Consider the following 24,750-nt stretch of genomic DNA (forward strand, 5'->3'; position numbering starts at 1 on the left):
CTTCGACAAGAAAAAGGAGTGACCCCAATGCTGGTGATGCGCCCCGCGCAAATGGCCGACCTCGCTGAAGTCCAGCGCCTGGCTGCGGATAGCCCCGTCGGCGTCACTTCGTTGCCGGACGATGCCCAGGTGCTGGCCGAGAAGATCGCCGCATCCGAGGCATCCTTTTCTGCCGAGGTGAGTTTCAATGGCGAGGAAAGCTATTTCTTCGTCCTCGAAGACAGCGCCACCGGTCGCCTGGCCGGCTGCTCGGCGATCGTCGCCTCCGCCGGCTTCTCCGAGCCCTTCTACAGCTTCCGCAACGAGACCTTCGTGCATGCCTCACGGGAGCTGAAGATCCACAACAAGATCCATGTCCTGTCGCTTTGCCACGACCTCACCGGCAACAGCCTGCTGACCAGCTTCTACGTCGAGCGCGACCTGGTGAGCACCCCGGTCGCCGAACTCAACTCCCGTGGCCGCCTGCTGTTCATGGCGAGCAACCCCGAGCGTTTTGCCGACGCGGTGGTGGTGGAGATCGTCGGCTACAGCGACGAGCACGGCGAGTCGCCGTTCTGGGATGCCGTGGGGCGCAACTTCTTCGACCTCAACTACACCGAGGCCGAGCGCCTGTCGGGCCTGAAGAGCCGTACCTTCCTCGCCGAGCTGATGCCGCATTACCCGATCTATGTGCCGCTGCTGCCGGACGCAGCCCAGGAATCCATGGGCCAGGTGCACCCGCGCGCGCAGATCACCTTCGACATCCTGATGCGCGAAGGCTTCGAGACCGACAACTACATCGACATCTTCGACGGCGGCCCGACCCTCCATGCCCGCACTTCGAGCATCCGCTCCATCGCCCAGAGCCGTTTAGTCCCGGTGAAGCTTGGCGAGCAGGGCAATGGTGGTCGCCAGTACCTGGTGTGCAACGGCCAGTTGCAGGATTTCCGCGCCATAGTCGCCGACCTCGACTGGGTGCCCGGCAAGCCCGTGGTGCTTGGCGCAGAAGCCGCCGAAGCCCTGGGTGTCGGTGAAGGTGCCAGCGTGCGCTTGATCGCGGTTTGAGTCGTTGACCCGCCTCCCACCGGGAGGCGGTGGCCCTGATGGGGCCGGATGAGAGCGAGGCTCTCTCCCTGGCCGCCTTCCCGGACGGAAGGGGGCGCAATTTCTGGAGGCACTATGATCGTTCGTCCCGTACGCAGCGCCGATTTACCGGCCCTGATCGACCTCGCGCGCAGCACCGGCGCAGGCCTGACCACGCTGCCGGCCAATGAGGAGCGCCTGGCGCATCGCGTCGGCTGGGCGGAGAAGGCATTCAGTGGCGAGGCCGAACGCGCCGATGCGGACTACCTGTTCGTCCTCGAGGACGACCACGGCGCCGTCGTCGGCATTTCCGCCGTAGCCGGCGCCGTGGGGCTGCGCGAACCCTGGTACAACTACCGGGTCGGCCTGACCGTCAGCGCCTCCCAGGAGCTGCACATCCACCGGCAGATTCCTACCCTGTTCCTGGCCAACGACCTGACCGGCAACTCCGAGCTCTGCTCGCTGTTCCTCCATGCCGGCCACCGTAACGGCCTCAACGGTCGGTTGTTGTCCAAGGCACGCTTCCTGTTCATCGCCGAGTTCCCCGAGCTGTTCGGCGACAAGGTGATCGCCGAGATGCGCGGCATGTCCGACGAGCAGGGTGTTTCGCCGTTCTGGGAAAGCCTCGGCCGGCACTTCTTCAAGATGGAGTTCTCCCGCGCCGACTACCTCACCGGCGTCGGCAACAAGGCCTTCATCGCCGAACTGATGCCCAAGTTCCCGCTCTACACCTGCTTCCTCTCCGAAGCGGCGCGCAACGTCATCGGTCGGGTGCACACCGACACCGAGCCGGCGCTGGCCATGCTCAAGGGCGAGGGTTTCAGCTACCAGGGCTATGTCGACATCTTCGACGCCGGCCCGGCCATCGAATGCGAGACGGCGAAGATCCGTGCCGTGCGCGACAGCCAGAACCTGGTGCTGGCGGTCGGCACGCCGGGCGACGATGCCACGCCCTTCCTGATCCATAACCGCAAGCGCGAAGACTGCCGCATCACCGCCGCGCCGGCCCGTCTGGCGGCCGGCACCCTGGTGGTGGACGCGCTGACCGCCAAGCGCCTGAAACTCTCCGCCGGCGCCTCGGTCCGTGCCGTGCCGCTGTCGGCCAAGGAGTCCGTATAAATGAGCACCCATTACATCGCCGGCAACTGGCAGGCAGGGCAGGGCGAAGCCTTCGATTCGCTGAACCCGGTGACCCAGGCGGTCGTCTGGTCGGGTCGCGGTGCCGACGCCGGCCAGGTGGATGATGCAGTCAAGGCTGCCCGTGCCGCCTTCCCGGCCTGGGCGCGCCGTCCGCTGGAGGAGCGCATCGCCATCCTCGAACAGTTCGCCGTGGCCCTGCGTGGCCGCGCCGACGAGCTGTCGCGCTGCATTGGCGAGGAAACCGGCAAGCCACTGTGGGAATCGGCCACCGAAGTGACCAGCATGGTCAACAAGGTCGCCATCTCCATCCAGAGCTACCGCGAGCGTACCGGTGAGAAGAGCGGCCCCCTGGCCGATGCCACTGCCGTGCTGCGCCACAAGCCCCACGGCGTGGTGGCGGTGTTCGGGCCTTACAACTTCCCCGGCCATTTGCCCAACGGCCATATCGTGCCGGCGCTGCTGGCCGGCAACGCGGTGGTGTTCAAACCCAGCGAGCTGACGCCGAAAGTCGCCGAGCTGACGGTGAAATGCTGGGTGGACGCCGGTCTGCCGGCCGGGGTGCTGAATCTGGTGCAGGGCGCCCGTGAAACCGGAATCGCCCTGGCCGGCAACAGCGGCATCGACGGCCTGTTCTTCACCGGTTCCAGCCGCACGGGCAACCTGCTTCACCAGCAGTTCGCCGGACGCCCGGACAAGATCCTCGCCCTGGAGATGGGCGGTAACAACCCGCTGGTGGTCGACCAGGTCCAGGACGTGGATGCCGCGGTCTACACCATCATCCAGTCCGCCTTCATTTCCGCCGGCCAGCGCTGCACCTGCGCGCGCCGCCTGTTGGTGCCGCAAGGTGCCTGGGGCGACGCCCTGCTGGCGCGCCTGGTGACGGTCGCCGCCAGCATCCAGGTCGGCGCCTTCGACGCCCAGCCCGCGCCTTTCATGGGCTCGGTCATCTCCCTGGACGCCGCCCGTCACCTGATCAAGGCCCAGGATCACCTGATCGCCAAGGGTGCCAAGGCCCTCCTGGCCATGTCCCAGCCGCTGGCGACGGCCGCGCTGCTGACGCCCGGCATCCTCGACGTGACTACGGTGGCCGAGCGTCCTGACGAAGAGTTCTTCGGCCCGCTGTTGCAGGTGATCCGCTACGCCGATTTCGACGCTGCCATCGCGGAGGCCAACGCGACGCAGTACGGCCTGGCTGCCGGCCTGCTCTCGGATTCGGCCGAGCGTTACCAGCGTTTCCTCATCGAAAGCCGCGCAGGAATCGTCAACTGGAACAAGCAGTTGACCGGTGCCGCCAGCAGTGCCCCCTTCGGTGGCGTCGGCGCGTCGGGGAACCATCGCGCCAGCGCGTACTACGCCGCGGACTACTGCGCCTATCCGGTGGCCTCGCTGGAAAGCGAAACCCTTGCCCTGCCTGCAACCCTTACTCCAGGAGTCAGCCTGTGAATGCCTATGAAGTGAACTTCGACGGACTGGTCGGCCCGACCCACAACTATGGTGGCCTGTCGTACGGGAACGTCGCCTCGCAGAGCAACAGTCAGGCGGTCTCCAATCCGAAGGAGGCCGCGCTGCAGGGCCTGGGCAAGATGAAGGCGCTGATGGAGATGGGCTTCAAGCAGGGCGTGTTCGCCCCGCAGGAGCGCCAGGACGTCGCCGCCCTGCGCAGCCTGGGCTTTGCCGGCACCGACGCCGAAGTGATCGCCCGCGCCGCCCGTGAAGCCATGCCATTGCTGGCCGCCTGCAGCTCCGCGTCCAGCATGTGGACCGCCAACTCCTGCACCGTCAGCCCCAGCGCCGACACCGCGGATGGCCGCGTGCATTTCACCGCCGCCAACCTGAACTGCAAGTTCCACCGTTCCATCGAGCACCCGACCACCAGTCGCGTGCTGCGCGCCATGTTCGCCAACGACCAGCATTTCGCCCACCATGCGGCACTGCCGGCGGTCGGCCAGTTCGGCGACGAAGGCGCGGCCAACCACACGCGCTTCTGCAAGGGCTACGGCGAGGCCGGCGTGGAGTTCTTCGTATTCGGCCGCAGTGCCTTCGACAGCCGCTTCCCGTCGCCGCAGCGCTATCCGGCACGGCAGACCCTGGAAGCCTGCCAGGCGGTCGCGCGGTTGCACGGCCTGGGTGCCGACGGCGTGGTCTACGCTCAGCAGAACCCGGCGGTGATCGACCAGGGCGTGTTTCACAACGACGTGATTTCGGTGGGCAACGGCGAGGTCCTGTTCTACCACGAGGACGCGTTCCTCGAGACCGACAAGGTCCTGGGCGAAGTGGACACCAAGCTGGGCCAGCGCGGCGGTCGCTTCCAGGCCGTGCGCGTGCCGCGCAGTGCGGTGAGCGTGGAGGACGCGGTGCGCTCCTACCTGTTCAACAGCCAACTGCTCAGCCGCGCCGACGGCAGCATGCTGCTGGTCGTGCCGGAGGAGTGCCGCAGCAACGCCAACGTGTGGAATTACCTCAGCGAACTGACCGCGGGCAGCGGCCCGATCCGCGAGGTGAAGGTCTTCGACCTCAAACAGAGCATGCAGAACGGCGGCGGCCCGGCCTGCCTGCGGCTGCGCGTGGCGCTGAAGGAAAACGAGCTGGCGGCGGTCAATCCGGGCGTGATCCTGACGGCTGAACTCCATGCAAGCCTGAGCGCCTGGGTCGAAAAGCACTACCGCGACCGCCTGAGCGAAAGCGACCTGGCCGACCCGCAATTGCTGGTGGAGTGCCGGACGGCATTGGATGAACTGACGCAGATCCTTAAACTGGGCGCTGTCTATCCCTTCCAGCTCAACTGAGAAACCTGAAATGTCCGATGCCCTGCAACTCATCCTCGAAGATACCGACGGCACCCAGCTCGAAACCTCCTGCACCCGGTTCGCCGTTGTCTGGCAGGGCAAGGAGGTCTGGATCCAGCAGGCCGGCAACGGCCAGTTGCTGATCGGCGTCGACGTGGAGGAGGGCGATACCGAGTACGCCAACCTGCTGCTGCGTCCGCTGGCCACCAACCTGGTCAGCCTGCAGCTGGAAATGGAACCGGCCGACGCCGCCGACGACGACCATGTGCACGGTCCCGACTGCGATCACGATCATTGAGGTAACAGGATGCTAGCCCTCGGAAAACTGCTCGAACTGACCCTCGCCGGCCGCGAGCCGACCGAGAAGATCCAGCTGACATCCGGGGGTGTGCGCCTGCACTGGCTGGGCGAGGGGGCGCTGGACGTCACTCCGCCCGCCGCCGAGGACAGCGGGTTCGACCTGCTGTTGTCGGCCGGGGTCCACGGTAACGAAACCGCCCCCATCGAGTTGCTGGACCGCCTGGTCCAGGCCATTGCCCGCGGCCAGCTCAAGCCGCGCGCGCGAATTCTCTTCCTGCTCGGCAACCCCGAAGCCATTCGTCGTGGCGAGCGCTTCGTCGAGCAGGACATCAACCGCCTGTTCAACGGCCGCCATGCCGAATCCAGTGGTTTCGAGGCCATGCGCGCCGGTGAGCTGGAGCGCTACGCCGCCGCCTTCTTCAGCAAGCCCGATCGTTCGCGCCTGCACTACGACCTGCATACCGCCATCCGGGGCTCGAAGATCGAGCAGTTTGCCCTCTATCCCTATGTGGAAGGCCGTGATCATTCCCGCCAGGAGCTGGCCCGCCTGCGCGACGCCGGCATCGACGCCGTGCTGCTGCAGAACAAGACCGGCATCACCTTCAGTTCCTACAGTTATTCGCAGCTGGACGCCGAGGCCTTCACCCTGGAACTGGGCAAGGCGCGGCCCTTCGGCAGCAACCAGGAGGTCAACCTCGACCGCCTGGAAGCCCGTCTGCATGCCCTGATCGAGGGCCGCGAGCCGCCAACCGACGGCGACAGCCTGGACGGCCTGCAGCTGTTCTCGGTGTCGCGGGAAATCATCAAGCACAGCGAATCCTTCCAGCTGCACCTGGCGCCGGATATCGAGAACTTCAGCGAGCTGCCGGTGGGCTACCTGCTGGCCGAGGACATCGCCGGCACCCGCTGGGTGGTGGAAGAGCCGGGCGCGCGCATCATCTTCCCCAACCCCAGGGTGAAGAACGGCCTGCGTGCCGGCATTCTCGTGGTGCCCGCCAGCGTCTGAATCGCGCTTTCCACAGTCTTCTGTATCTGTACCGGCGGGGCGGTGGGCCTTAGGATCGGGCCTTTCGCCCATCCAAGGAGCCCGGCATGAGCCTGATCGACCTGCGCAGCGACACCGTTACCCAACCTACCACCGGCATGCGCGAAGCGATGCAGCGTGCCGAACTGGGTGACGATGTCTACGGCGAAGACCCCACGGTCAACCGACTGGAGGCGACCCTCGCCGAGCGCCTCGGTTTCGAGGCCGCCCTTTTCGTGCCCACCGGCACCATGAGCAACCTGTTGGCGCTGATGGCCCACTGCGAGCGCGGCGACGAGTACATCGTCGGCCAGCAGGCGCACACCTATAAGTACGAGGGCGGCGGTGCGGCGGTGCTGGGTTCGATCCAGCCCCAGCCCATCGACGGCGAAGCCGATGGCAGCCTGGACCTGGCCAGGGTGGAGGCGGCCATCAAACAGGATGACTTCCACTTTGCCCGCACCCGTCTGTTGGCGCTGGAGAACACCATGCAGGGCAAGGTGCTGCCGCTGGACTATCTTGCGGCGGCCCGCGAGCTGACGCGCCGGCGCGGCCTGGGCCTGCACCTGGACGGCGCCCGCCTGTACAACGCCGTGGTCAAGCTGGGCGTGGATGCGCGCGAGATCACCCGGTATTTCGACTCGGTGTCGGTGTGCCTGTCCAAGGGGCTTGGCGCTCCGGTGGGCTCGGTGCTCTGTGGCAGCGCGGCGCTGATCGCCAGGGCCCGGCGCCTGCGCAAGATGGTTGGCGGCGGTATGCGCCAGGCCGGCCTGCTGGCGGCGGCGGGGCTCTATGCGCTGGATCACCAGGTCGAGCGCCTGGCTGAGGACCACGCCAACGCCGAGCGGCTGGGAGCCGGGTTGCGTGAGCTGGGCTTCGAGATCGAGCCGGTGCAGACCAACATGGTCTACGTACAGGTCGGCGAGCAGGCGCGGGCGCTGGGCGAGTTCCTCGCCGGCCAGGGCGTCCGAGTGAGCCCCGCCGCGCGCCTGCGCCTGGTGACTCACCTGGACGTGCGGGCTGCCGATATCCCCCGTGTCATCGAGGCATTTGCTGCTTTTCGACAGGCCTGAGCCGGCGGCCGGCATAAATAGCCGCCTTCTATCGCACAAAGGCACTATCCCCCCAGCGCAGGGCCGATATAATGCGGCCCTTTGCCGGTGATTCGTATGCCCGTCGCCAGACGGCTGCGAGTTTCGCGCGCAATGTTGGAAACGGGCGGGGAATGCCGGGATTTTCTGGAAAACCTGCAGCATTTTCGCCGATTTCCGCTTGCCGTCCTTCGCCGATAACGATTTGCACCCACCGTTGTGGCCGCAGTTTCCGTGGAAGAACCTATGAAAAGCGCAGAAATCCGTGAAGCCTTCCTGAGCTTCTTCGAAGAGAAGGGGCATACCCGTGTCGCTTCCAGCTCCCTGATTCCGGGCAACGACCCGACCCTGCTGTTCACCAACGCGGGGATGAACCAGTTCAAGGACTGCTTCCTTGGCCTGGAAAAACGCGCCTACACCCGCGCCACCACGAGCCAGAAGTGCGTACGTGCCGGCGGCAAGCACAACGACCTGGAAAACGTCGGCTACACCGCGCGCCACCACACCTTCTTCGAGATGCTGGGTAACTTCAGCTTCGGCGACTATTTCAAACGCGATGCCATCCACTACGCCTGGGAATTCCTCACCGGCGACAAGTGGCTGAAGCTGCCCAAGGACAAGCTCTGGGTCACCGTCTACGCCACCGACGACGAGGCCTACGACATCTGGACCAAGGAAGTCGGGATTCCCCACGAGCGCATGGTGCGTATCGGCGACAACAAGGGTGCGCCCTACGCGTCCGACAATTTCTGGGCCATGGGCGACACCGGCCCGTGCGGTCCCTGCACCGAGATCTTCTTCGACCACGGCCCGGACATCTGGGGTGGCCCGCCCGGGTCCCCGGAAGAAGATGGCGACCGCTACATCGAGATCTGGAACAACGTGTTCATGCAGTTCAACCGCACTGCGGACGGCGTGATGCACCCGCTGCCGGCACCGAGCGTGGACACCGGCATGGGCCTGGAGCGCATCAGCGCCGTGCTCCAGCACGTGCACTCGAACTACGAGATCGACCTGTTCCAGAGCCTGCTGAAAGCCTCCGCCGAGGCCATCGGTTGCGCCAACGACGACGCCCCTTCGCTGAAAGTGGTGGCCGACCACATCCGTTCCTGCTCTTTCCTCATTGCCGACGGCGTGCTGCCGTCCAACGAGGGCCGCGGTTATGTACTGCGCCGCATCATCCGTCGTGCCTGCCGTCACGGTAACAAGCTGGGCGCCAAGGGCAGCTTCTTCCACAAGATCGTCGCGGCGCTCGTGGCCGAGATGGGCGACGCCTTCGTCGAACTCAAGCAGCAGCAGGCGCACATCGAGCGCGTGCTGAAGACCGAGGAAGAGCAGTTCGCCAAGACCCTGGAGCAAGGGCTGAAAATCCTCGAACAGGACCTGGTGGGCCTGAAGGGCAAGATGATTCCCGGCGAAACCCTGTTCAAGCTGTACGACACCTACGGCTTCCCCGTCGACCTGACCGGCGACATCGCACGCGAGCGCGGTCTGACCATCGACGAAGCCGGCTTCGAGCGTGAAATGGAAGGCCAGCGCGAACGCGCCCGCGCCTCCAGCGCCTTCGGCATGGACTACAACGCCCTGGTCAAGGTGGACGCTGATACTGACTTTACCGGCTACGTCTGCACCTCCGGCGAAGGCAAGGTCCTTGCCCTGTTCAAGGACGGCCAGGCCGTCGAGCAACTCGCCGAAGGCGAGGAGGGCGTACTGGTCCTGGATCGCACCCCCTTCTATGCCGAATCCGGCGGCCAGGTGGGTGACTGCGGCTTCATCGCCGCCCAGGGCCTGCGTTTCGACGTGCGTGACACCACCAAGGCCGGTGGTGCCTTCCTGCACCATGGCGTGATCGATCACGGCGTCCTGCGCGTGGGTGCCACTGTCACCGCCCAGGTCGACGCCAGCGTGCGCCAGGCCACCGCCCTGAACCACTCGGCTACCCACCTGCTGCATGCCGCGCTGCGCCAGGTGCTGGGTGACCACGTCCAACAGAAGGGCTCCCTGGTCGACAGCCAGCGCCTGCGCTTCGACTTCAGCCACTTCGAGGCCATCAAGCCCGAACAGCTGAAGGACCTGGAGGACATGGTCAACGCCGAGATCCGCAAGAACAGCGAAGTCGAAACCGAAGAGACCGACATCGACACCGCCAAGGCCAAGGGCGCCATGGCCCTGTTCGGCGAGAAGTACGGCGACCAGGTGCGTGTGCTGACCATGGGCGGTGACTTCTCCGTCGAGCTGTGTGGCGGTACCCACGTCTCCCGCACCGGCGATATCGGCCTGTTCAAGATCATCAGCGAAGGCGGCGTAGCGGCTGGCGTACGCCGTATCGAAGCGGTGACCGGAGCGGCTGCGATGGCCTACCTGAACGGCGCCGAAGAACAGCTCAAGGAAGCCGCGAGCCTGGTCAAGGGCAGTCGCGACAACCTGCTGGACAAACTGTCCGCGCTGCTGGAGCGCAACCGCCAGCTCGAGAAGGAGCTGGAACAGCTCAAGGCCAAGGCGGCCAGCGCCGCCGGCGACGATCTCGCCGCTTCCGCCATCGACGTGAAAGGCGTGAAGGTCCTGGCTGCGCGCCTGGATGGCCTGGACGGCGACGCGCTGCTGGCGCTGGTCGACCAACTGAAGAACAAGCTCGGTCGCGCGGTGATCCTGCTCGGCAGTGCGCTGGAGGGCAAGGTGACACTGGTCGCCGGCGTCACCCAGGACCTGACCGGCCAACTCAAAGCCGGCGATCTGATGAAGCAGGCCGCGGCAGCGGTCGGTGGCAAGGGTGGCGGTCGCCCAGACATGGCCCGTGGCGGCGGTACCGACGCCGCGGCCCTGGAGCAGGCCCTGGCGCTTGCCGTGCCGTTCGTCGAACAGGGGCTCTGAAGGCCCCGGCACCAGCGGCCCGCCCCACGCCCGGCGGGCCTTGGCAGTGTTCTGCGTTGATTGTTTAATGGGCGCCCTTCACGGGATTAGGCGGCTTTGAAATGGCTTTGATCGTACAGAAGTTTGGGGGGACCTCGGTCGGCACTGTCGAGCGCATCGAGCAGGTGGCCGAGAAGGTGAAAAAATTCCGCGAAGGCGGCGATGACATCGTGGTCGTGGTTTCCGCCATGAGTGGCGAAACCAACCGCCTGATCGAACTGGCCAAACAGATCAGTGAGCAGCCGGTTCCGCGCGAGCTCGACGTCATGGTTTCCACCGGCGAGCAGGTGACCATCGCCCTGCTGGCCATGGCGCTGATCAAGCGCGGCGTGCAGGCAGTGTCTTACACCGGCAATCAGGTGCGCATCCTCACCGACAGCGCCCACAACAAGGCGCGCATCCTGCAGATCGACGACCAGAAGATCCGTGCCGACCTCAAGGCCGGTCGCGTCGTCGTGGTCGCCGGCTTCCAGGGTGTGGACGAGCATGGCAACATCACCACCCTCGGCCGTGGCGGTTCCGACACCACTGGCGTGGCGCTGGCGGCGGCTCTGAAGGCTGACGAGTGCCAGATCTACACCGATGTGGATGGCGTCTACACCACCGACCCGCGTGTCGTTCCGCAGGCCCAGCGCCTGGACAAGATCACCTTCGAAGAGATGCTGGAAATGGCCAGCCTTGGTTCCAAGGTGCTGCAGATCCGCTCGGTGGAATTCGCCGGCAAGTACAATGTCCCGCTGCGCGTGCTGCACAGCTTCCAGGAGGGTCCGGGCACCCTCATTACCCTTGATGAAGAGGAATCCATGGAACAGCCGATCATCTCCGGCATCGCCTTCAACCGCGACGAAGCCAAGCTGACCATCCGTGGCGTACCGGATATCCCCGGCGTGGCATTCAAGATTCTGGGCCCGATCAGCGCCGCCAACATCGAGGTGGACATGATCGTGCAGAACGTGGCGCACGATAACACCACCGACTTCACCTTCACCGTCCATCGCAATGACTATCAGAACGCCCAGCGCGTGCTGGAGCAGACCGCCAACGAGCTCGGTGCCCGTGAGGTGATCGGCGACACCAAGATCGCCAAGGTGTCCATCGTCGGCGTCGGCATGCGCTCTCACGCTGGCGTCGCCAGCCGTATGTTCGAAGCGCTGGCCAAGGAGACCATCAACATCCAGATGATCTCCACCTCGGAAATCAAGGTGTCCGTGGTCATCGAAGAGAAGTACCTGGAACTGGCGGTCCGTGCCCTGCATACCGCTTTCGAGCTGGATGCCCCGAACCGACAGGGCGAGTAAGGCATTTATCAAAAGGCGCGGCTCATCCCGCGCCTTTTGTCGTTTTTGGCCGCTACGGTGGAACTTTCCTTTTGCCGGGGCTGGTCAATACTTGGGTGTAAGCTCCGGCGGCTAATGTCCTGGAGCCGCAACCATTTCTTTTTTGCAGACTGTTGTCCCGAAACGAATCCGTAAGGAGAAAGGAATGCTGATTCTGACTCGCCGGGTCGGAGAGACCCTGATGGTGGGTGACGATGTCACTGTGACCGTGCTTGGCGTGAAAGGTAATCAGGTGCGCATTGGTGTCAATGCTCCCAAAGAGGTTGCCGTGCACCGCGAAGAAATCTACCAGCGCATACAGAAAGAGAAAGACCAGGAACCAAGCCACTAATTTTTCTGCACTTTTTGCTTTGCAAACGGGGAAAACATGGATATCATGCGCCCCGTGTTGCGGAGAGGTGGCCGAGTGGCCGAAGGCGCTCCCCTGCTAAGGGAGTACACCTCAAAAGGGTGTCGGGGGTTCGAATCCCCCCTTCTCCGCCATTTATCGTGTTGTAGGGTGGTTGGGTGCTAGATCGATAAGTTATTGAAACTTCTCGAAAAAAGCAGTTGACCGAAGCAGAAAGATCCCTATAATGCGCGCCCACAACGCACTCGTAGCTCAGCTGGATAGAGTACCCGGCTACGAACCGGGCGGTCAGAGGTTCGAATCCTCTCGAGTGCGCCATTTTTCAAGGTTCCGGTTTGATCGGAATCGTGGAAGCAACCAGCGGTGATCTGGTCAAAAAACACCATACGCACTCGTAGCTCAGCTGGATAGAGTACCCGGCTACGAACCGGGCGGTCAGAGGTTCGAATCCTCTCGAGTGCGCCATACCGAAGAGGGCCTGCAGAAATGCAGGCCCTTTTTCTTTGTGCTGAAGGCGTGCTGTGTGCCGGCAACGCGTTGCCTGCGAGTGGCAAGGCCTTCTCGCCCGTGCTCGCGGTCTCAGCGTCCGCCTTTCACGCAGCCCGTCTCATCGAACTGCACCAGGTGGCGGGCTCCCTGCTTCGGTTGATAGTGATATCGAACCTGTCCATTTCTGCCGCTGACGCGGTCGGGCTTTCCTAGTGCGCTCTCCACGTCGGCACGGGTCATGCCGCTGCGAACCTGCTTGCGAATGATGGCCTGACGTCGTTCCTGCGCTGAAATCAGCTTGCCGCACACCTCATCCCGCTCACCGACCACTACTATTTCTTGGGTGTGTTGAGCATTTTCCCGGTGATGAATCGGAAAACTCCTGTCGTCAGGTTCTTTCCGTAGCGGCTCGCTGTTCAACAGGTTTGGCGTCCTGGTGCGCTGTTGTTCGGTCTGGCTGCCTGGCGGGCAGCCGTACTGGTTGAAACTGACGTTGCCTTCGGCATCGCTGCAACGGAATACCGAGGCCGCATGCAGCGGGGCTTCGGGCCAGCAGGGCAGGGTGGCGACGAGGAGCATCGAGAGTCGTTTCATGGGGCCTTCTCCTTGGCTTGGACTCTCGAGGGTATCCGCTGATTTTCGTTGCGGGCGCGTGTCCTACAGAGGAACGCCATCGTCGCAACAGGGTGAAGGCAATCCCAGCTTTGCGATGCAAGCGATTGTTCTTTCCATGATTTTGTAACGCGAGAGCCGAACGGCGGTGTTATCATTGCGCGGTCAGCCCCGCCGGGGCATTCGGACAACCATCATGGACTTACCCAGTAGTTACTCAGAATCCCGATTGCACAATCGCGAAATGACTGTCTGACCCCTTCTGGCGTGCTCTGCCACTGGGGGTGGAGCGCGCTATATGACTGAAGTAGAAGCCAAAAAGCCGCAAGAGAGCCTGCAGGACCGTCTGGCCCAGGTAATCGAACTGCTGCATCGCCACAAGCTGGTGGAAGACCTGACGCACCGTCAGGAAGGCCAGCATCGCGACCTCGTTGAAAACCTCGTCCACCGACAGAACCTTGTCGAGCTGCAGCGCAAGCTGGACGAGCTGCACCCTGCCGACATCGCACACATCCTCGAGGCCCTGCCGCTGGATGACCGCCTGACGGTCTGGCAACTGGTCAAGGCCGAGCGCGACGGCGACATCCTCCTCGAAGTCTCCGACGCTGTCCGTGAGTCGCTGATCGCCGACATGGACGATCACGAACTGCTCGCCGCGGCCAAGGAGATGGATGCCGACGAGCTGGCCGACCTCGCGCCCGAGCTGCCGCGGGATGTGATCCACGAGCTGATGGAGTCCCTCGATGCGCAGCAGCGCGAGCGCGTTCGCTCTGTGCTGTCCTATGAGGAGGATCAGGTCGGTGCGCTGATGGACTTCGAGATGGTCACCATCCGCGACGACGTGGCCCTTGAGGTGGTACTGCGCTACCTGCGCCGGCTCAAGGAATTGCCCGGCCACACCGACAAGCTCTTCGTGGTGGATTACGACGGCATCCTCAAGGGCGTTCTGCCGATCAAGCGCCTGCTGGTCAACGATCCGGACAAGGATGTGGCCGAGGTGATGGCCACCGACCCGGTCAGCTTCCATCCGGACGAGGATGCTTACGACGCCGCCCAGGCGTTCGAGCGCTATGACCTCGTATCGGCACCGGTCGTGGACAAGAACGGCAAGCTGATCGGCCGCTTGACCATCGACGAGATGGTGGACCTGATCCGTGAGGAAAGTGAGACCGAAGTGCTCAACATGGCCGGTCTGCGCGAAGAGGAAGACATCTTCGCTTCGGTCTGGAAGTCGGTAGGCAACCGTTGGGCCTGGCTGGCTGTGAACCTGGTCACCGCCTTCATCGCTTCGCGGGTGATCGGCCTGTTCGAAGGCTCCATCGAGAAGTTGGTGGCGCTGGCCGCATTGATGCCTATCGTCGCCGGTATCGGTGGCAACTCGGGGAACCAGACCATCACCATGATCGTTCGTGCCATGGCCCTGGACCAGGTGGGCACTGGCAACACCTCGCGCCTGATGCGCAAGGAGCTGGGCGTGGCCCTGATCAACGGCCTGGTCTGGGGTGGGGTGATCGGCCTGGTGGCTTTCTACCTCTATGGCAGTTGGTCGCTGGGCGTCGTGATGACGGGCGCCATGACCCTCAACCTGTTGCTCGCTGCATTGATGGGGGTATTGATTCCCATGACGCTCACACGCATGGGGCGTGATCCGGCGATGGGCTCCAGTGTGATGATCACCGCCGTGACCGACAGTGGTGGCTTTTTCATCTTTCTCGGCCTTGCCACCCTGTTCCTGCTCTGAACCTTCCGTGTACGAAAAAGCCGCCTCAAGGGCGTAATGCTGTTCACTTAAGCGGAGCAGCCTTGCGGTCCACCGGGTAGCGGGTCTTGGAAATCTTCACCGTCCTGGGTCTTGATGGCTTGGGGCGGTGATCCAGAAACAACCCGCCAATACCGGCTCGCAACTCCGACAGGCGACGGCCCGTGGCCGAAATCGGGTTGGCCGCCGCCATCACGATCAATTGCACGGCGATATAGTGAGCCACCGGCTTGAAGCGGATGTCGGCGGGTGAGCGGCCGAAGGCGACTGCCGCCTGACCGGCCTCACGGCGGATGATGTTGTAGGCCAGCAACAATCCCCAGACCTCCTGGTAGACCAACGCCTTGACCTTACTGCGCAGGGTCACCGCATTCTGCTGCAGGGAACTCTTGATGTTCCGGAAGCCCAGTTCGATCTCCCAGCGCTCCCGGTACAGTGTGGCGACCGCCTTGGCGCTGTAGCGCTCGGCCGGCAGCGAGGTCAGAACGGTTTTTACCTTGCCCTGGACTTCGTAGCTGACCTCGCGCACCTCCCAGTGCGTGGGTAGGTTCGGGTTACGGTTTCGCGCCTGGGGCGACACCTTCATGCGCAACAGGCGATCCCCTTTGCCATAACGCGTCACTTCCTCGCTGACTAGACCCTGGCGGGCCGGGATCAACCAATGTCGGTGGTCACCGCCCTTGTTCAACCCCAACAGCAAATCGGCGCTCCAGAACCCCTTGTCGAACAAGGTCACCGAATGGTCGGGAATCTGCTGCACAAAGGCATCGGCCAAGCGCATTTCACTGCGCCGGTATGGGCTCAGCTGGGCATCCAGAATCAAGTGCGAGCGCACATTCATCAGGGCCACCAGACGCAGCATGGGGAACGGCGTCTGACGGTCGGTGGCGGTATTGCCAGAGCCGAAATGCTCCCGCAGTTCGGGTGTATCCGGGGTGCGCAGCAGTGCACCATCCACCGCCAACACCTGCAGGCCCTGCCAGCTATCGCCGTCATAGCGCTCACACCCCCATTGCTGACCCGTCTGGCGAAACAGCCATTCAACCGGATCGGCCCCCAGCCGTTTGCGTGCCTCGGTGACCCCACTTCTGGCCAGCAGGTGGTCGGAGGCCAGACCCTGGGCGCAGATGTTCAGGCGCCGCGCCACCTCATGGACCGGCTCGTCGCGGAACAAGGCCATGCCGAGCACCAGCCAGAGCACCTGATCACTGGGCAGGCGCCGGCGGCGGATGGTGGCCTGGGCAGAAAGCTCCAGCGCCGACGCCACCCACTCGATCGGGATGTTTTGGGTGAAGGTGCTCAAGTCGGAGAAGTTGAACAACTCGCCCAGGTCGAGCAACTGCTGTTGAAAGGACATAAAAAATCCGATGCCAGAGGTCTGGCATCGGATTCTCGGGGAACCTCGGCTGCAGCTCAAATGCTTATGTGAACAGCATTAGCCTCAAGGGCGGCTTTTTCGTATCTGCGATCCCGACGCCATGGAACGGGACGTGAAAAAGCCGGCTATTGCCGGCTTTCTCGTTCAATGCGGGGTGGTCTCACGACTCCTCGGCTGCGAGTTCCGCATCGTGGGCAATCAGTGCAACCAGCGCATTCTGCTGGCGCCGCGAGAGCTGACGGAAGCGCTGCAGCAGTTCGCGCTCGTGCAGGGTCAGTTCCGGGCTGTCCAGGCGCATGGATACACCTTCGTCCAGCGCGCCTTCCTGGAGCATGCTCTGCTCGAGGCGGGCGATGATCTCGGAGTTCATGCTGCGATGGTGGTTGCGGGCCACGACGGCGATGCGCTCGCGCATGCCCTCGGGGAGGCGAACGACGAATTTGTCAGCCGTGCGACTGGAATAGATAGCCTGTTTCATAGGGCGCATACATTCAACCGGTTAGTTCAGGAAAGCGATGCTGGCAATTAGCTGCGAGATTGTCACCGGTTTGACTGTCCTTAGCAGCAATTGTTCAACCAGTTTCGCGCTTCGAATCGGTACGACCCGCAGATCGTCAAAACATTTCCTTGACGTCAATATGATGTCGAATTGTGGTCATTGTAGCGGCTTTTAGCCAGCACCAATTGTCCAAAATGCGAGTGGATGAACAATCCGTACTTCTCCGACGTGCGTGTAGGCCAACGCCGGTCCTGATCGCACTCTCGCGGTAGCGGACAGTACCGGGCGATGAAACGCCATGATGCTGTCTGGCCATCATGTTGAAGGGTAGCCGCTGTTGTCTGACCACGCTCTGTGCAAAAGAGTCCTTTGCGCTGTCATGAAAGCGGTTCAGAATTTTCACCTCGATCTCCTGTTTCCGGCCACGATCCCGGGACGCAATTCCCTTCTCGTCAGGTGTTCCCATGAAAGGCAGGCTCATTTATCTCATTGGCCCTTCCGGTGCCGGCAAGGACAGCCTGCTCGACGCCTTGCGTGTCGACCTGGACGGACAGGGCTGCCGCGTCGCGCGCCGGGTCATTACCCGCTCGGCCGAGGCCCGCGGCGAATTGGCCGAGGCGGTCAGCCCCCAGGCGTTCGCCGAACGCGAGGCCCGAGGCGATTTCGCCATGAGCTGGTATGCCAACGGCCTTTCCTACGGTATTCCCCGGGTGATCGACGACTGGCTGGAGGCGGGCGAGGACGTCCTGGTGAACGGCTCCCGTGGCTACCTGCCGGAAGCGCGCCGCCGCTACCCTCATCTGCTGGCCGTGCTGCTGACGGTGGAGGACGAGGTCCTGCGCCGCCGCCTGCATGCCCGTGGCCGCGAGTCCGCGGAGGAGATCGAGGCCCGCCTGGCGCGCAATGCCGGCTTCGCCGACACCCTGCTGGCCGGCGAGAATCCCGACCTCTGCCTGCTGGACAACTCCGGTTCCCTCACCCAGACCTGCCAGCGCCTGCTGCAGCTCATCGAGGATCACCGCCCCATCGCCTGGCCGGATTCCGCCTGAGTCTCAGTCCAGCGGCAGCTCCGTGGTGCGCTTGACCTCGCTCATCGCGATGTTCGAGTGCGCCTCCAGCACATGGGGCCGTTGCAGCAACTGGTCACGCAGGAAGCGCTCATAGCTGGCGATGTCCTTGGCCACCACCTTCAACAGGTAATCCGAGCCGCCGGCCATGGTGTAGCACTCCTGCACTTCCGGGTAGCCGACTATGGCTTCCTCGAATTCGGTGAGGTTGTTGCGTCCGTGGGCGGACAGCTTGATGTTGACGAACACCGTGATCGAGAAGCCCAGCAGCTTGGGATTGAGCAGCGCCACCTTGCGCTCGATCAGTCCTTCCTCCTGCATGCGGTGGATGCGCCGCCAGCAGGGGGATTGCGACAGCTCCACCTTTTCCGCCACTTCGGCGGCGGAAAGGTCGGCATTGTGCTGCAGCAGACGGAGAATCTTGCGGTCGATGGGGCTCAAGGCGTTCTGCATGAATCAGTCCGGGATTTTGTTCTTGTTGGAAGGATCATGCGCAAGTCTGGCGCTGGAGCCCAAAAATAGAAAGAAAAAATCAGCACCGTCCGGTCATGATCTTGGCAAGCGTCCGATGCGGCGATCCCGCGCCGGGCTGAACAAGGGATGGCACCCACCGTTGCCATCCAGGTCGCCATAACAATAAAAGGAGCGCCCGCATGTCTCTGGCCGAGATCCGCCTGGATGACAAATACCGCCTCGAAACCGGTCACCTCTACCTCACCGGCACCCAGGCCCTCACCCGCCTGCCGATGCTGCAGAAGCAACGGGACAAGGCCCACGGCCTGAACACCGCCTGCTTCATTTCCGGCTACCGGGGATCGCCGCTGGGCAACCTCGACAAGAGCCTCTGGGAGGCCAAGTCCTTCCTCAAGGAAAACCACGTCCACTTCCAGCCCGGCGTCAACGAAGAACTGGCCGCCACCGCATGCTGGGGCAGCCAGCAGACCAGCCTGTTCCCGGGTGCCAAGTACGACGGCGTGTTTTCCATGTGGTACGGCAAGGGGCCGGGCGTGGACCGCTGCGGCGACGTCTTCAAGCACGGCAACTCCGCCGGCGTTGCGCCCCATGGTGGTGTTCTGCTGCTGGCCGGCGACGACCACGGCTGCAAGTCCTCCAGCATCGCCAACCAGAGCGAGCACGCCTTCATCGGCGCCTCCATCCCGGTGCTGAACCCGGCCAACGTCCAGGAAATCCTCGATTACGGCATCATCGGCTGGGAGCTGTCGCGCTACAGCGGCTGCTGGGTCGCCCTGAAGACCATCGCCGAGAACGTCGACTCCTCCGCCGTGGTGGAAGTCGATCCGCTGCGGGTCGAGGTGAAGATTCCGGACGATTTCGAACTGCCCGAAGACGGTGTGCACATCCGCTGGCCGGACCCGCCCCTGGCGCAGGAAAAGCGCCTGAACATGTACAAGATCTACGCCGCGCGCGCCTTCGCTCGCGCCAACAACCTCAATCAGGTGATGCTCGACTCGCCCAACCCGCGCCTCGGCATCATCACCACCGGCAAGTCCTATCTTGACGTGCGCCAGGCCCTGAACGACCTGGGCCTGGACGAGGAACTCTGCGCCAGGGTCGGCCTGCGCGTGCTCAAGGTCGGCATGAGCTGGCCGCTGGAGCCCATCTCCGTCCACGAGTTCGCCGAAGGCCTGGATGAAATCCTGGTGGTGGAAGAGAAGCGCAGCATCATCGAGGATCAGGTCACCGGCCAGCTCTACAACTGGCCCGTGGACAAGCGTCCGCGTGTGGTAGGTGAGTTCGACGAAGAGGGCAATTCCCTGTTGCCCAACCTCAGCGAGCTGACCCCGGCCATGATCGCCCGGGTCATCGCCAAGCGCCTGGCGCCGATCTACTCCAGCGAGCAGATCGAATCCCGCCTGGCCTTCCTCGCCGCCAAGGAAAAGGCCCTGGCCGCGCCCAAGCACACCACCACCCGCACCCCGCACTTCTGCTCCGGCTGCCCGCACAACAGCTCCACCAAGCTGCCGGAAGGCAGCCGCGCCCAGGGCGGCATCGGCTGCCACTACATGACGCAGTGGATGGACCGCAACACCGACACCTACACCCAGATGGGCGGGGAGGGCGCCACCTGGATCGGTCAGGCCCCCTTCACCGACACCCCACACATCTTCCAGAACCTGGGTGACGGCACTTATTTCCATTCCGGTCAGTTGGCCCTGCGCGCGGCCGTCGCCGCCGGGGTCAACATCACCTACAAGATCCTCTACAACGACGCCGTGGCCATGACCGGCGGCCAGCCCATCGACGGTGAGCTGCGCGTCGACCAGCTCAGCCAGCAGGTCTTCGCCGAGGGCGTGAAGCGCATCGCCCTGGTCTCCGACGAGCCGGAGAAGTACCCGAACCGCGCCACCTTCGCGCCCATCGTGACCTTCCACCACCGCCGCGAGCTGGACGCCGTGCAGCGTGAGCTGCGCGAGTTCAAGGGCGTGTCGGTGATGATCTACGACCAGACCTGCGCCACCGAGAAACGCCGCCGCCGCAAGCGCGGCAAGCTGGTGGACCCGGCCAAGCGTGCCTTCATCAACCCGGCGGTGTGCGAGGGCTGTGGCGACTGCAGCGTGAAATCCAACTGCCTGTCCGTGCTGCCGCTGGAAACCGAACTGGGGCGCAAGCGCCAGATCGACCAGAACGCCTGCAACAAGGACTTCTCCTGCGTCGAGGGCTTCTGCCCGAGCTTCGTCACCGTGCACGGCGGCAGCCTGCGCAAGCCGGAAGCAGCGGGTGCCAAGGCGCTCTTCGTGGCCCTGCCGGAGCCGCGTCAGCCGAGCCTGGAGCGTCCCTGGAACATTCTCCTGCCGGGCGTCGGCGGCAGTGGCGTGACCACCGTCGGCGCGCTGCTGGGCATGGCCGCGCACATCGAAGGCAAGGGCTGCACCGTGCTCGACCAGGCTGGTCTGGCGCAGAAGTTCGGCCCGGTGATCACCCACATCCGCATCGCCGCCAGGCAGGATGACATCTATGCCGTGCGCATCGCCGCCGGCGAAACCGACCTGCTGCTGGGCTGTGACCTGGTGGTGGCCGCCAGCGAGGAAGCCCTGGCCAAGCTCAACGAGCGCATTGCCCACGCGGTGGTGAACAGCCATGAAGCCGCCACGGCCGAGTTCACCCGCAACCCCGACGCCCAGGTTCCCGGCGCGGCCATGCGCGAAGCCCTGGCCGAAGCGGTGGGCGAGTCCAAGACCCACTTCGTCGACGCCACCCGCCTGGCCACGCGCCTGCTGGGCGACAGCATCGCCACCAACCTGTTCATGCTCGGCTACGCCTACCAGCGCGGCTTGGTGCCCATCTCCGCCGAGGCCATCGACAAAGCCATCGAGCTCAACGGTGTGTCCGTGGTCCTCAACCAGCAGGCCTTCCTCTGGGGCCGTCGTGCCGCCCACGACCTGGTGGCGGTGGAGAAGCTGGCCAAACCGGCGGAGGTAGAGGCGCCGCGTTGCGAAACGGTCGAAGAGATCGTCCAGTACCGTGCCGATCACCTGCGTGCCTACCAGGATGCCGCCTATGCCGAGCGCTATCGCGCCCTGGTGGAGCGCGTGCGGCAGGCCGACAGCGGCGAGGACAAGGCCCTGACCCGCGCCGTCGCCCGTTACTACGCCAAGCTCCTGGCCTACAAGGACGAGTACGAAGTCGCCCGTCTCTACAGCGACAGCGCCTTCCGCAAGCAGCTGGAGGCGCAGTTCGAGGGTGACTACCACCTCGAATTCCACCTGGCGCCGTCCTGGCTGGCCAAGCCCGATCCGCTGACCGGCGAGCCGCGCAAGCGCCGCTTCGGCCCCTGGATGCTCAAGGCCTTCGGTGTGCTGGCCGGCTTCAGGTTCCTCCGTGGCACGGCCTTCGACCTTTTCGGCTACAGCCACGAGCGCAAGCTCGAGCGGGAGCTGATCGGCGAGTACGAAGCCCTGGTGACACTGATCCTCAAGGAGCTGAAGCCGAGCAACTACGCCACCGCCGTGGCCCTGGCCGAACTGCCGGAACAGATCCGTGGCTACGGCCCGGTGAAGGAGCGCGCCCTGGCCAAGGTCCGCGAGCAGGAGAAGCAACTGCGTGCGCGCCTGACCGCCAACGAAATCCAGGTGCTGCACCTGTTCGACCCGGCCGCCTGATCGTATTCCTGCCCTGAACCTCCCCCCTCTCCCGCTTGCGGGAGAGGGGCCGGGGGAGAGGGTGCTTTCCGACTTGAAACACGCCAACACCGAATCGAGGAAACACCATGTCCGTCTTCACCCACGTCGAGTTCGATCATCACGAGCAAGTGGTTTTCGGCCACGACAAGGCCACCGGTCTCAAGGCCATCATCGCCATCCACAACAGCAACCTCGGCCCGGCCCTCGGCGGCTGCCGCATGTGGCCCTACCAGAACGACGAACAGGCCCTGCGCGACGTGCTGCGCCTGTCCCGTGGCATGACCTACAAGTCCGCCCTGGCCAACCTGCCGCTGGGCGGCGGCAAGGCGGTGATCATTGGCGATCCGCACCGCGACAAGAGCGAAGCGCTGTTCCAGGCGATGGGTGACTTCGTCGACAGCCTGGGCGGCCGTTACATCACCGCCGCCGACTCCGGCACCGGCGTCAGCGAAATGCGCATCATGGCCGAGCGCAGCCGCCACGTGGCCGGCGCCGGCACTCGCGAGGCCCTGGGCGGCGGCGTGCGTGACGGCAACCCGTCGCCGTCCACCGCCTATGGCACCTTCGTCGGCATCCGCATGGCGGTACAGCACCGCCTCGGTCGCGACGACCTCACCGGGCTCAAGGTGGCCATCCAGGGCGTCGGCCAGGTGGGCTTCAGCCTGGCCCAGTACCTGAAGGCCGCCGGGGCCCAGCTCTGGGTCTGCGACATCCACGAAGCCAACGCCCGTCGTGCTGCCGAGCAACTGGGCGCCACGGTGGTCGGGCAGAACGAGATCTATGGCCTGGACGTGGATGTCTTCGCGCCCTGCGCCATGGGCGGCATCGTCAATCCGCAGACCCTCGAGGCCCTGCGCGCGCCGATCATCGCCGGCGCCGCCAACAACCAACTGGCCGATGCCGGCCTGGCCGAAGAGCTGCGTCGCCGCGGCACCCTCTACGCGCCGGACTACGCAATCAACGCCGGCGGCATCATCGATGTCTGGTACGAGCGCAGCAACGGCAGCGAAGCCGCGCTCAAGCAGCATGTCGAGGGCATCGGCGAGACCCTGCGGGAGATCTTCGTCCGCGCCGACGCCGAAGGCCGCACCACCACCGCCGTGGCCGACCGAATCGCCGAGGAGCGCTTTGGCCGCGATTGAGTGGATTTCCCGGCCGGCCACCCGCAGCGCCGGATGGCCGGCACGTACCTCACTACAACAACAAGACGGTATGTCCCCATGACCCAAGAAAGCCTCATATCCGGCACTGCCGGTGATGCCTCCCGACCCTCCGGCGCCCGTGGACAATGGTCGTCGCGCTGGGCCTTCTTCCTCGCCGCCACCGGCTCCGCCGTGGGGCTGGGCAATATCTGGAAGTTTCCCTACATCACCGGCGAGAACGGCGGCGGCGCCTTCGTCCTCGTCTACCTCGGCTGCATCCTGGCGATCGGCATTCCCCTGCTGATGCTGGAAGTGATGCTCGGCCGACGCGCCCGCGCCAACCCGGAACAGGCGCTTGGCCTGGCGGCACTCGACGCTGGCGCCGGACGCCACTGGCGGCACCTGGGCACCGTGGCGGTGCTCACCGGCTTCCTCATCCTCAGCTTCTACACCCTGGTGGCGGGCTGGGCGGTGGCCTACGTCCCGGATGCCCTGAGCGGACGTTTCGCCGGGATCGACGGCAAGGCCAGCGAGGCGCTGTTCGGCGCCATGCTGGCCAATCCGCTGAAGCTGCTGGCCTATGGCAGCGGCGTGCTCCTGGCCACCCTGCTGATCGTCGCCCTGGGTGTGCAGAAAGGCCTGGAGCGTTCCCTGCGCTTCCTCATGCCGGGGCTGTTCCTGCTCCTGCTGGTACTGGTGGGCTATGCCGCCACCACTGGCCATTTCGGCACCGCCGTCCATTTCCTCTTCGATTTCGACTTCAGCAAACTCACTGGCCAGAGCGTGCTGATCGCCCTGGGACACTCCTTCTTCACCCTCAGCCTCGCCAGCGGCGCCATGATGGTCTATGGCTCCTACCTGCCCGCCGGCACCTCAATCGCCCGCACCTCGATCATGGTGGCCATCGCCGACACCAGTGTGGCCTTGCTGGCCGGGCTGGCGATCTTCCCGCTGGTGTTCGCCAATGGCCTCGAGCCTGGCGCCGGCCCCGGCCTGATCTTCGTCACGCTGCCCATCGCCTTCGGCCAGATGCCGTTCGGCAGCCTGGTGGGCGGGCTGTTCTTCGTCATGCTGGCGATTGCCGCGCTGACTTCTGCCATTTCCCTGAGCGAGCCCACCATCGCCTGGCTCACCGAGCGCTTCGGCATGGGGCGGGTCAAGGCGGTCCTGGTGAGCGGCCTGGGTCTGTGGGTGCTGGGCCTGGGTTCGGTGTTCTCCTTCAACCATTGGGCGGAGTACACCCTGTTCGGCAAGACCTTCTTCGATGCCCTGGATTACCTCACGGCCAATCTGCTGATGCCCATCGGCGGTCTGCTCACCGTGCTGTTCTGCGGCTGGGTCCTGGGCCGCGCCAAGGTGGAAGACGGCGTGGGCATTGCCAGCCCGGCGCTGTTCGGCCTTTGGTGGCGGGTGCTGCGCTATGTCACGCCGCTGTGCATCCTGGTGGTCTTCCTGCACAGCCTGGGCCTGTTCTGAGTCCGTCGGGATGGCATGACAAATCGCGCGGACGCCGTTAACATGCCGCCCGTCCTCAGGACCTCGCCATCGTCGGCGAGCCCGCCGCGTCCCAGTAGCTCAATTGGATAGAGCATCCCCCTCCTAAGGGGAAGGTTGGTGGTTCGAGCCCACTCTGGGACGCCATATAAAGCCCTTTCACGGCGGC

At 64.4% G+C, this 24,750-nt stretch carries 19 protein-coding genes and 4 tRNA genes; 19 read left to right on the forward strand and 4 right to left on the reverse strand.

All coding sequences use genetic code 11. The features are described from left to right. Positions 1-27 precede the first annotated feature (27 nt). The 13 genes from aruF (at position 28) to PJW05_RS08255 (ending at position 12,464) form a co-directional block, all read left to right on the forward strand. On the forward strand, positions 28-1,044 hold the full coding sequence (gene aruF / locus PJW05_RS08195) for an arginine/ornithine succinyltransferase subunit alpha (protein WP_271411220.1): 1,017 nt from the start codon (positions 28-30) through the stop codon (positions 1,042-1,044). A gap of 114 nt (positions 1,045-1,158) precedes the next feature. Further along, positions 1,159-2,181 carry an arginine N-succinyltransferase gene (gene astA, locus PJW05_RS08200; RefSeq protein ID WP_271411221.1) on the forward strand — a complete coding sequence of 341 codons (1,023 nt, stop codon included), beginning with the start codon at positions 1,159-1,161 and terminating at the stop codon, positions 2,179-2,181. Next, a complete protein-coding gene (gene astD / locus PJW05_RS08205; RefSeq protein ID WP_271411222.1) occupies positions 2,182-3,645 on the forward strand; it encodes a succinylglutamate-semialdehyde dehydrogenase in 1,464 nt (487 codons plus the stop codon). After that, complete coding sequence (gene astB, locus PJW05_RS08210; RefSeq protein ID WP_271411223.1) at positions 3,642-4,988, forward strand: N-succinylarginine dihydrolase; 1,347 nt, start codon at positions 3,642-3,644, stop codon at positions 4,986-4,988. Before astD ends, astB begins: the two co-directional genes overlap by 4 nt. A 10-nt stretch (positions 4,989-4,998) precedes the next feature. Next, positions 4,999-5,286 (forward strand): topoisomerase II, encoded by a 288-nt coding sequence (locus PJW05_RS08215; RefSeq protein WP_271411224.1) that lies wholly within the window; start codon positions 4,999-5,001, stop codon positions 5,284-5,286. A gap of 9 nt (positions 5,287-5,295) precedes the next feature. After that, positions 5,296-6,294, forward strand: coding sequence for a succinylglutamate desuccinylase (gene astE, locus PJW05_RS08220; RefSeq protein WP_271411225.1), 999 nt, complete (start codon positions 5,296-5,298; stop codon positions 6,292-6,294). 86 nt (positions 6,295-6,380) lie between these two features. Then, positions 6,381-7,385, forward strand: a complete 1,005-nt coding sequence (gene ltaE, locus PJW05_RS08225) for a low-specificity L-threonine aldolase (RefSeq protein WP_271411226.1) — start codon at positions 6,381-6,383, stop codon at positions 7,383-7,385. A gap of 264 nt (positions 7,386-7,649) precedes the next feature. After that, the gene (gene alaS / locus PJW05_RS08230; protein ID WP_271411227.1) at positions 7,650-10,274 is read left to right on the forward strand and encodes an alanine--tRNA ligase; all 2,625 of its coding nucleotides are present in this window, start codon (positions 7,650-7,652) and stop codon (positions 10,272-10,274) included. Between the two features lie 101 nt (positions 10,275-10,375). After that, the gene (locus PJW05_RS08235) at positions 10,376-11,611 is read left to right on the forward strand and encodes an aspartate kinase (RefSeq protein WP_271411228.1); all 1,236 of its coding nucleotides are present in this window, start codon (positions 10,376-10,378) and stop codon (positions 11,609-11,611) included. A gap of 184 nt (positions 11,612-11,795) precedes the next feature. After that, entirely contained in the window at positions 11,796-11,981 is a 186-nt protein-coding gene (gene csrA / locus PJW05_RS08240) for a carbon storage regulator CsrA (protein WP_003283978.1), read from the forward strand. Between the two features lie 61 nt (positions 11,982-12,042). Then, a tRNA-Ser gene (locus PJW05_RS08245) sits at positions 12,043-12,133 on the forward strand. Positions 12,134-12,240: 107 nt separating this feature from the next. After that, positions 12,241-12,317 (forward strand) — tRNA-Arg (locus PJW05_RS08250). A gap of 70 nt (positions 12,318-12,387) precedes the next feature. After that, positions 12,388-12,464 (forward strand) — tRNA-Arg (locus PJW05_RS08255). 114 nt (positions 12,465-12,578) lie between these two features. Here PJW05_RS08255 and PJW05_RS08260 read toward each other — a convergent pair. Further along, a complete protein-coding gene (locus PJW05_RS08260) occupies positions 12,579-13,082 on the reverse strand; it encodes a DUF4124 domain-containing protein (RefSeq protein ID WP_271411229.1) in 504 nt (167 codons plus the stop codon). A 316-nt stretch (positions 13,083-13,398) separates the two neighbouring features. Here PJW05_RS08260 and mgtE point away from each other — a divergent pair, with 316 nt between their 5' ends. Next, complete coding sequence (gene mgtE, locus PJW05_RS08265) at positions 13,399-14,841, forward strand: magnesium transporter (RefSeq protein WP_271411230.1); 1,443 nt, start codon at positions 13,399-13,401, stop codon at positions 14,839-14,841. A 43-nt stretch (positions 14,842-14,884) separates the two neighbouring features. Here mgtE and PJW05_RS08270 read toward each other — a convergent pair whose 3' ends face one another. Together PJW05_RS08270 and PJW05_RS08275 are read right to left on the reverse strand one after the other, a co-directional pair. Beyond that, a complete protein-coding gene (locus tag PJW05_RS08270) occupies positions 14,885-16,216 on the reverse strand; it encodes an IS4 family transposase (protein WP_271408194.1) in 1,332 nt (443 codons plus the stop codon). A 181-nt stretch (positions 16,217-16,397) separates the two neighbouring features. Next, positions 16,398-16,724: an Arc family DNA-binding protein gene (locus PJW05_RS08275; protein ID WP_041770386.1), complete on the reverse strand. Its 327-nt coding sequence runs from the start codon at positions 16,722-16,724 to the stop codon at positions 16,398-16,400. A gap of 476 nt (positions 16,725-17,200) precedes the next feature. Between PJW05_RS08275 and phnN the strand changes: the two genes are divergently transcribed. Next, complete coding sequence (phnN, locus tag PJW05_RS08280) at positions 17,201-17,785, forward strand: phosphonate metabolism protein/1,5-bisphosphokinase (PRPP-forming) PhnN (protein ID WP_271411231.1); 585 nt, start codon at positions 17,201-17,203, stop codon at positions 17,783-17,785. Between the two features lie 3 nt (positions 17,786-17,788). On the opposite strand, the gene PJW05_RS08285 is transcribed toward phnN, so the two are convergent. Then, the gene (locus tag PJW05_RS08285; RefSeq protein WP_271411232.1) at positions 17,789-18,256 is read right to left on the reverse strand and encodes an Lrp/AsnC family transcriptional regulator; all 468 of its coding nucleotides are present in this window, start codon (positions 18,254-18,256) and stop codon (positions 17,789-17,791) included. Positions 18,257-18,456: 200 nt separating this feature from the next. On the opposite strand from PJW05_RS08285, the gene PJW05_RS08290 reads away from it, so the two are divergent. The 4 genes from PJW05_RS08290 (at position 18,457) to PJW05_RS08305 (ending at position 24,728) form a co-directional block, all read left to right on the forward strand. Further along, complete coding sequence (locus PJW05_RS08290; protein WP_271411233.1) at positions 18,457-21,924, forward strand: indolepyruvate ferredoxin oxidoreductase family protein; 3,468 nt, start codon at positions 18,457-18,459, stop codon at positions 21,922-21,924. Between the two features lie 107 nt (positions 21,925-22,031). Then, on the forward strand, positions 22,032-23,087 hold the full coding sequence (locus tag PJW05_RS08295; RefSeq protein WP_271411234.1) for a Glu/Leu/Phe/Val dehydrogenase dimerization domain-containing protein: 1,056 nt from the start codon (positions 22,032-22,034) through the stop codon (positions 23,085-23,087). A gap of 78 nt (positions 23,088-23,165) precedes the next feature. Further along, entirely contained in the window at positions 23,166-24,563 is a 1,398-nt protein-coding gene (locus tag PJW05_RS08300) for a sodium-dependent transporter (protein ID WP_271411235.1), read from the forward strand. 88 nt (positions 24,564-24,651) lie between these two features. Continuing rightward, positions 24,652-24,728: transfer RNA gene (locus PJW05_RS08305), tRNA-Arg, on the forward strand. Positions 24,729-24,750: the final 22 nt, after the last annotated feature.

Source organism: Pseudomonas sp. Q1-7 (assembly GCF_028010285.1).
Classification (GTDB): Bacteria; Pseudomonadota; Gammaproteobacteria; order Pseudomonadales; family Pseudomonadaceae; genus Metapseudomonas.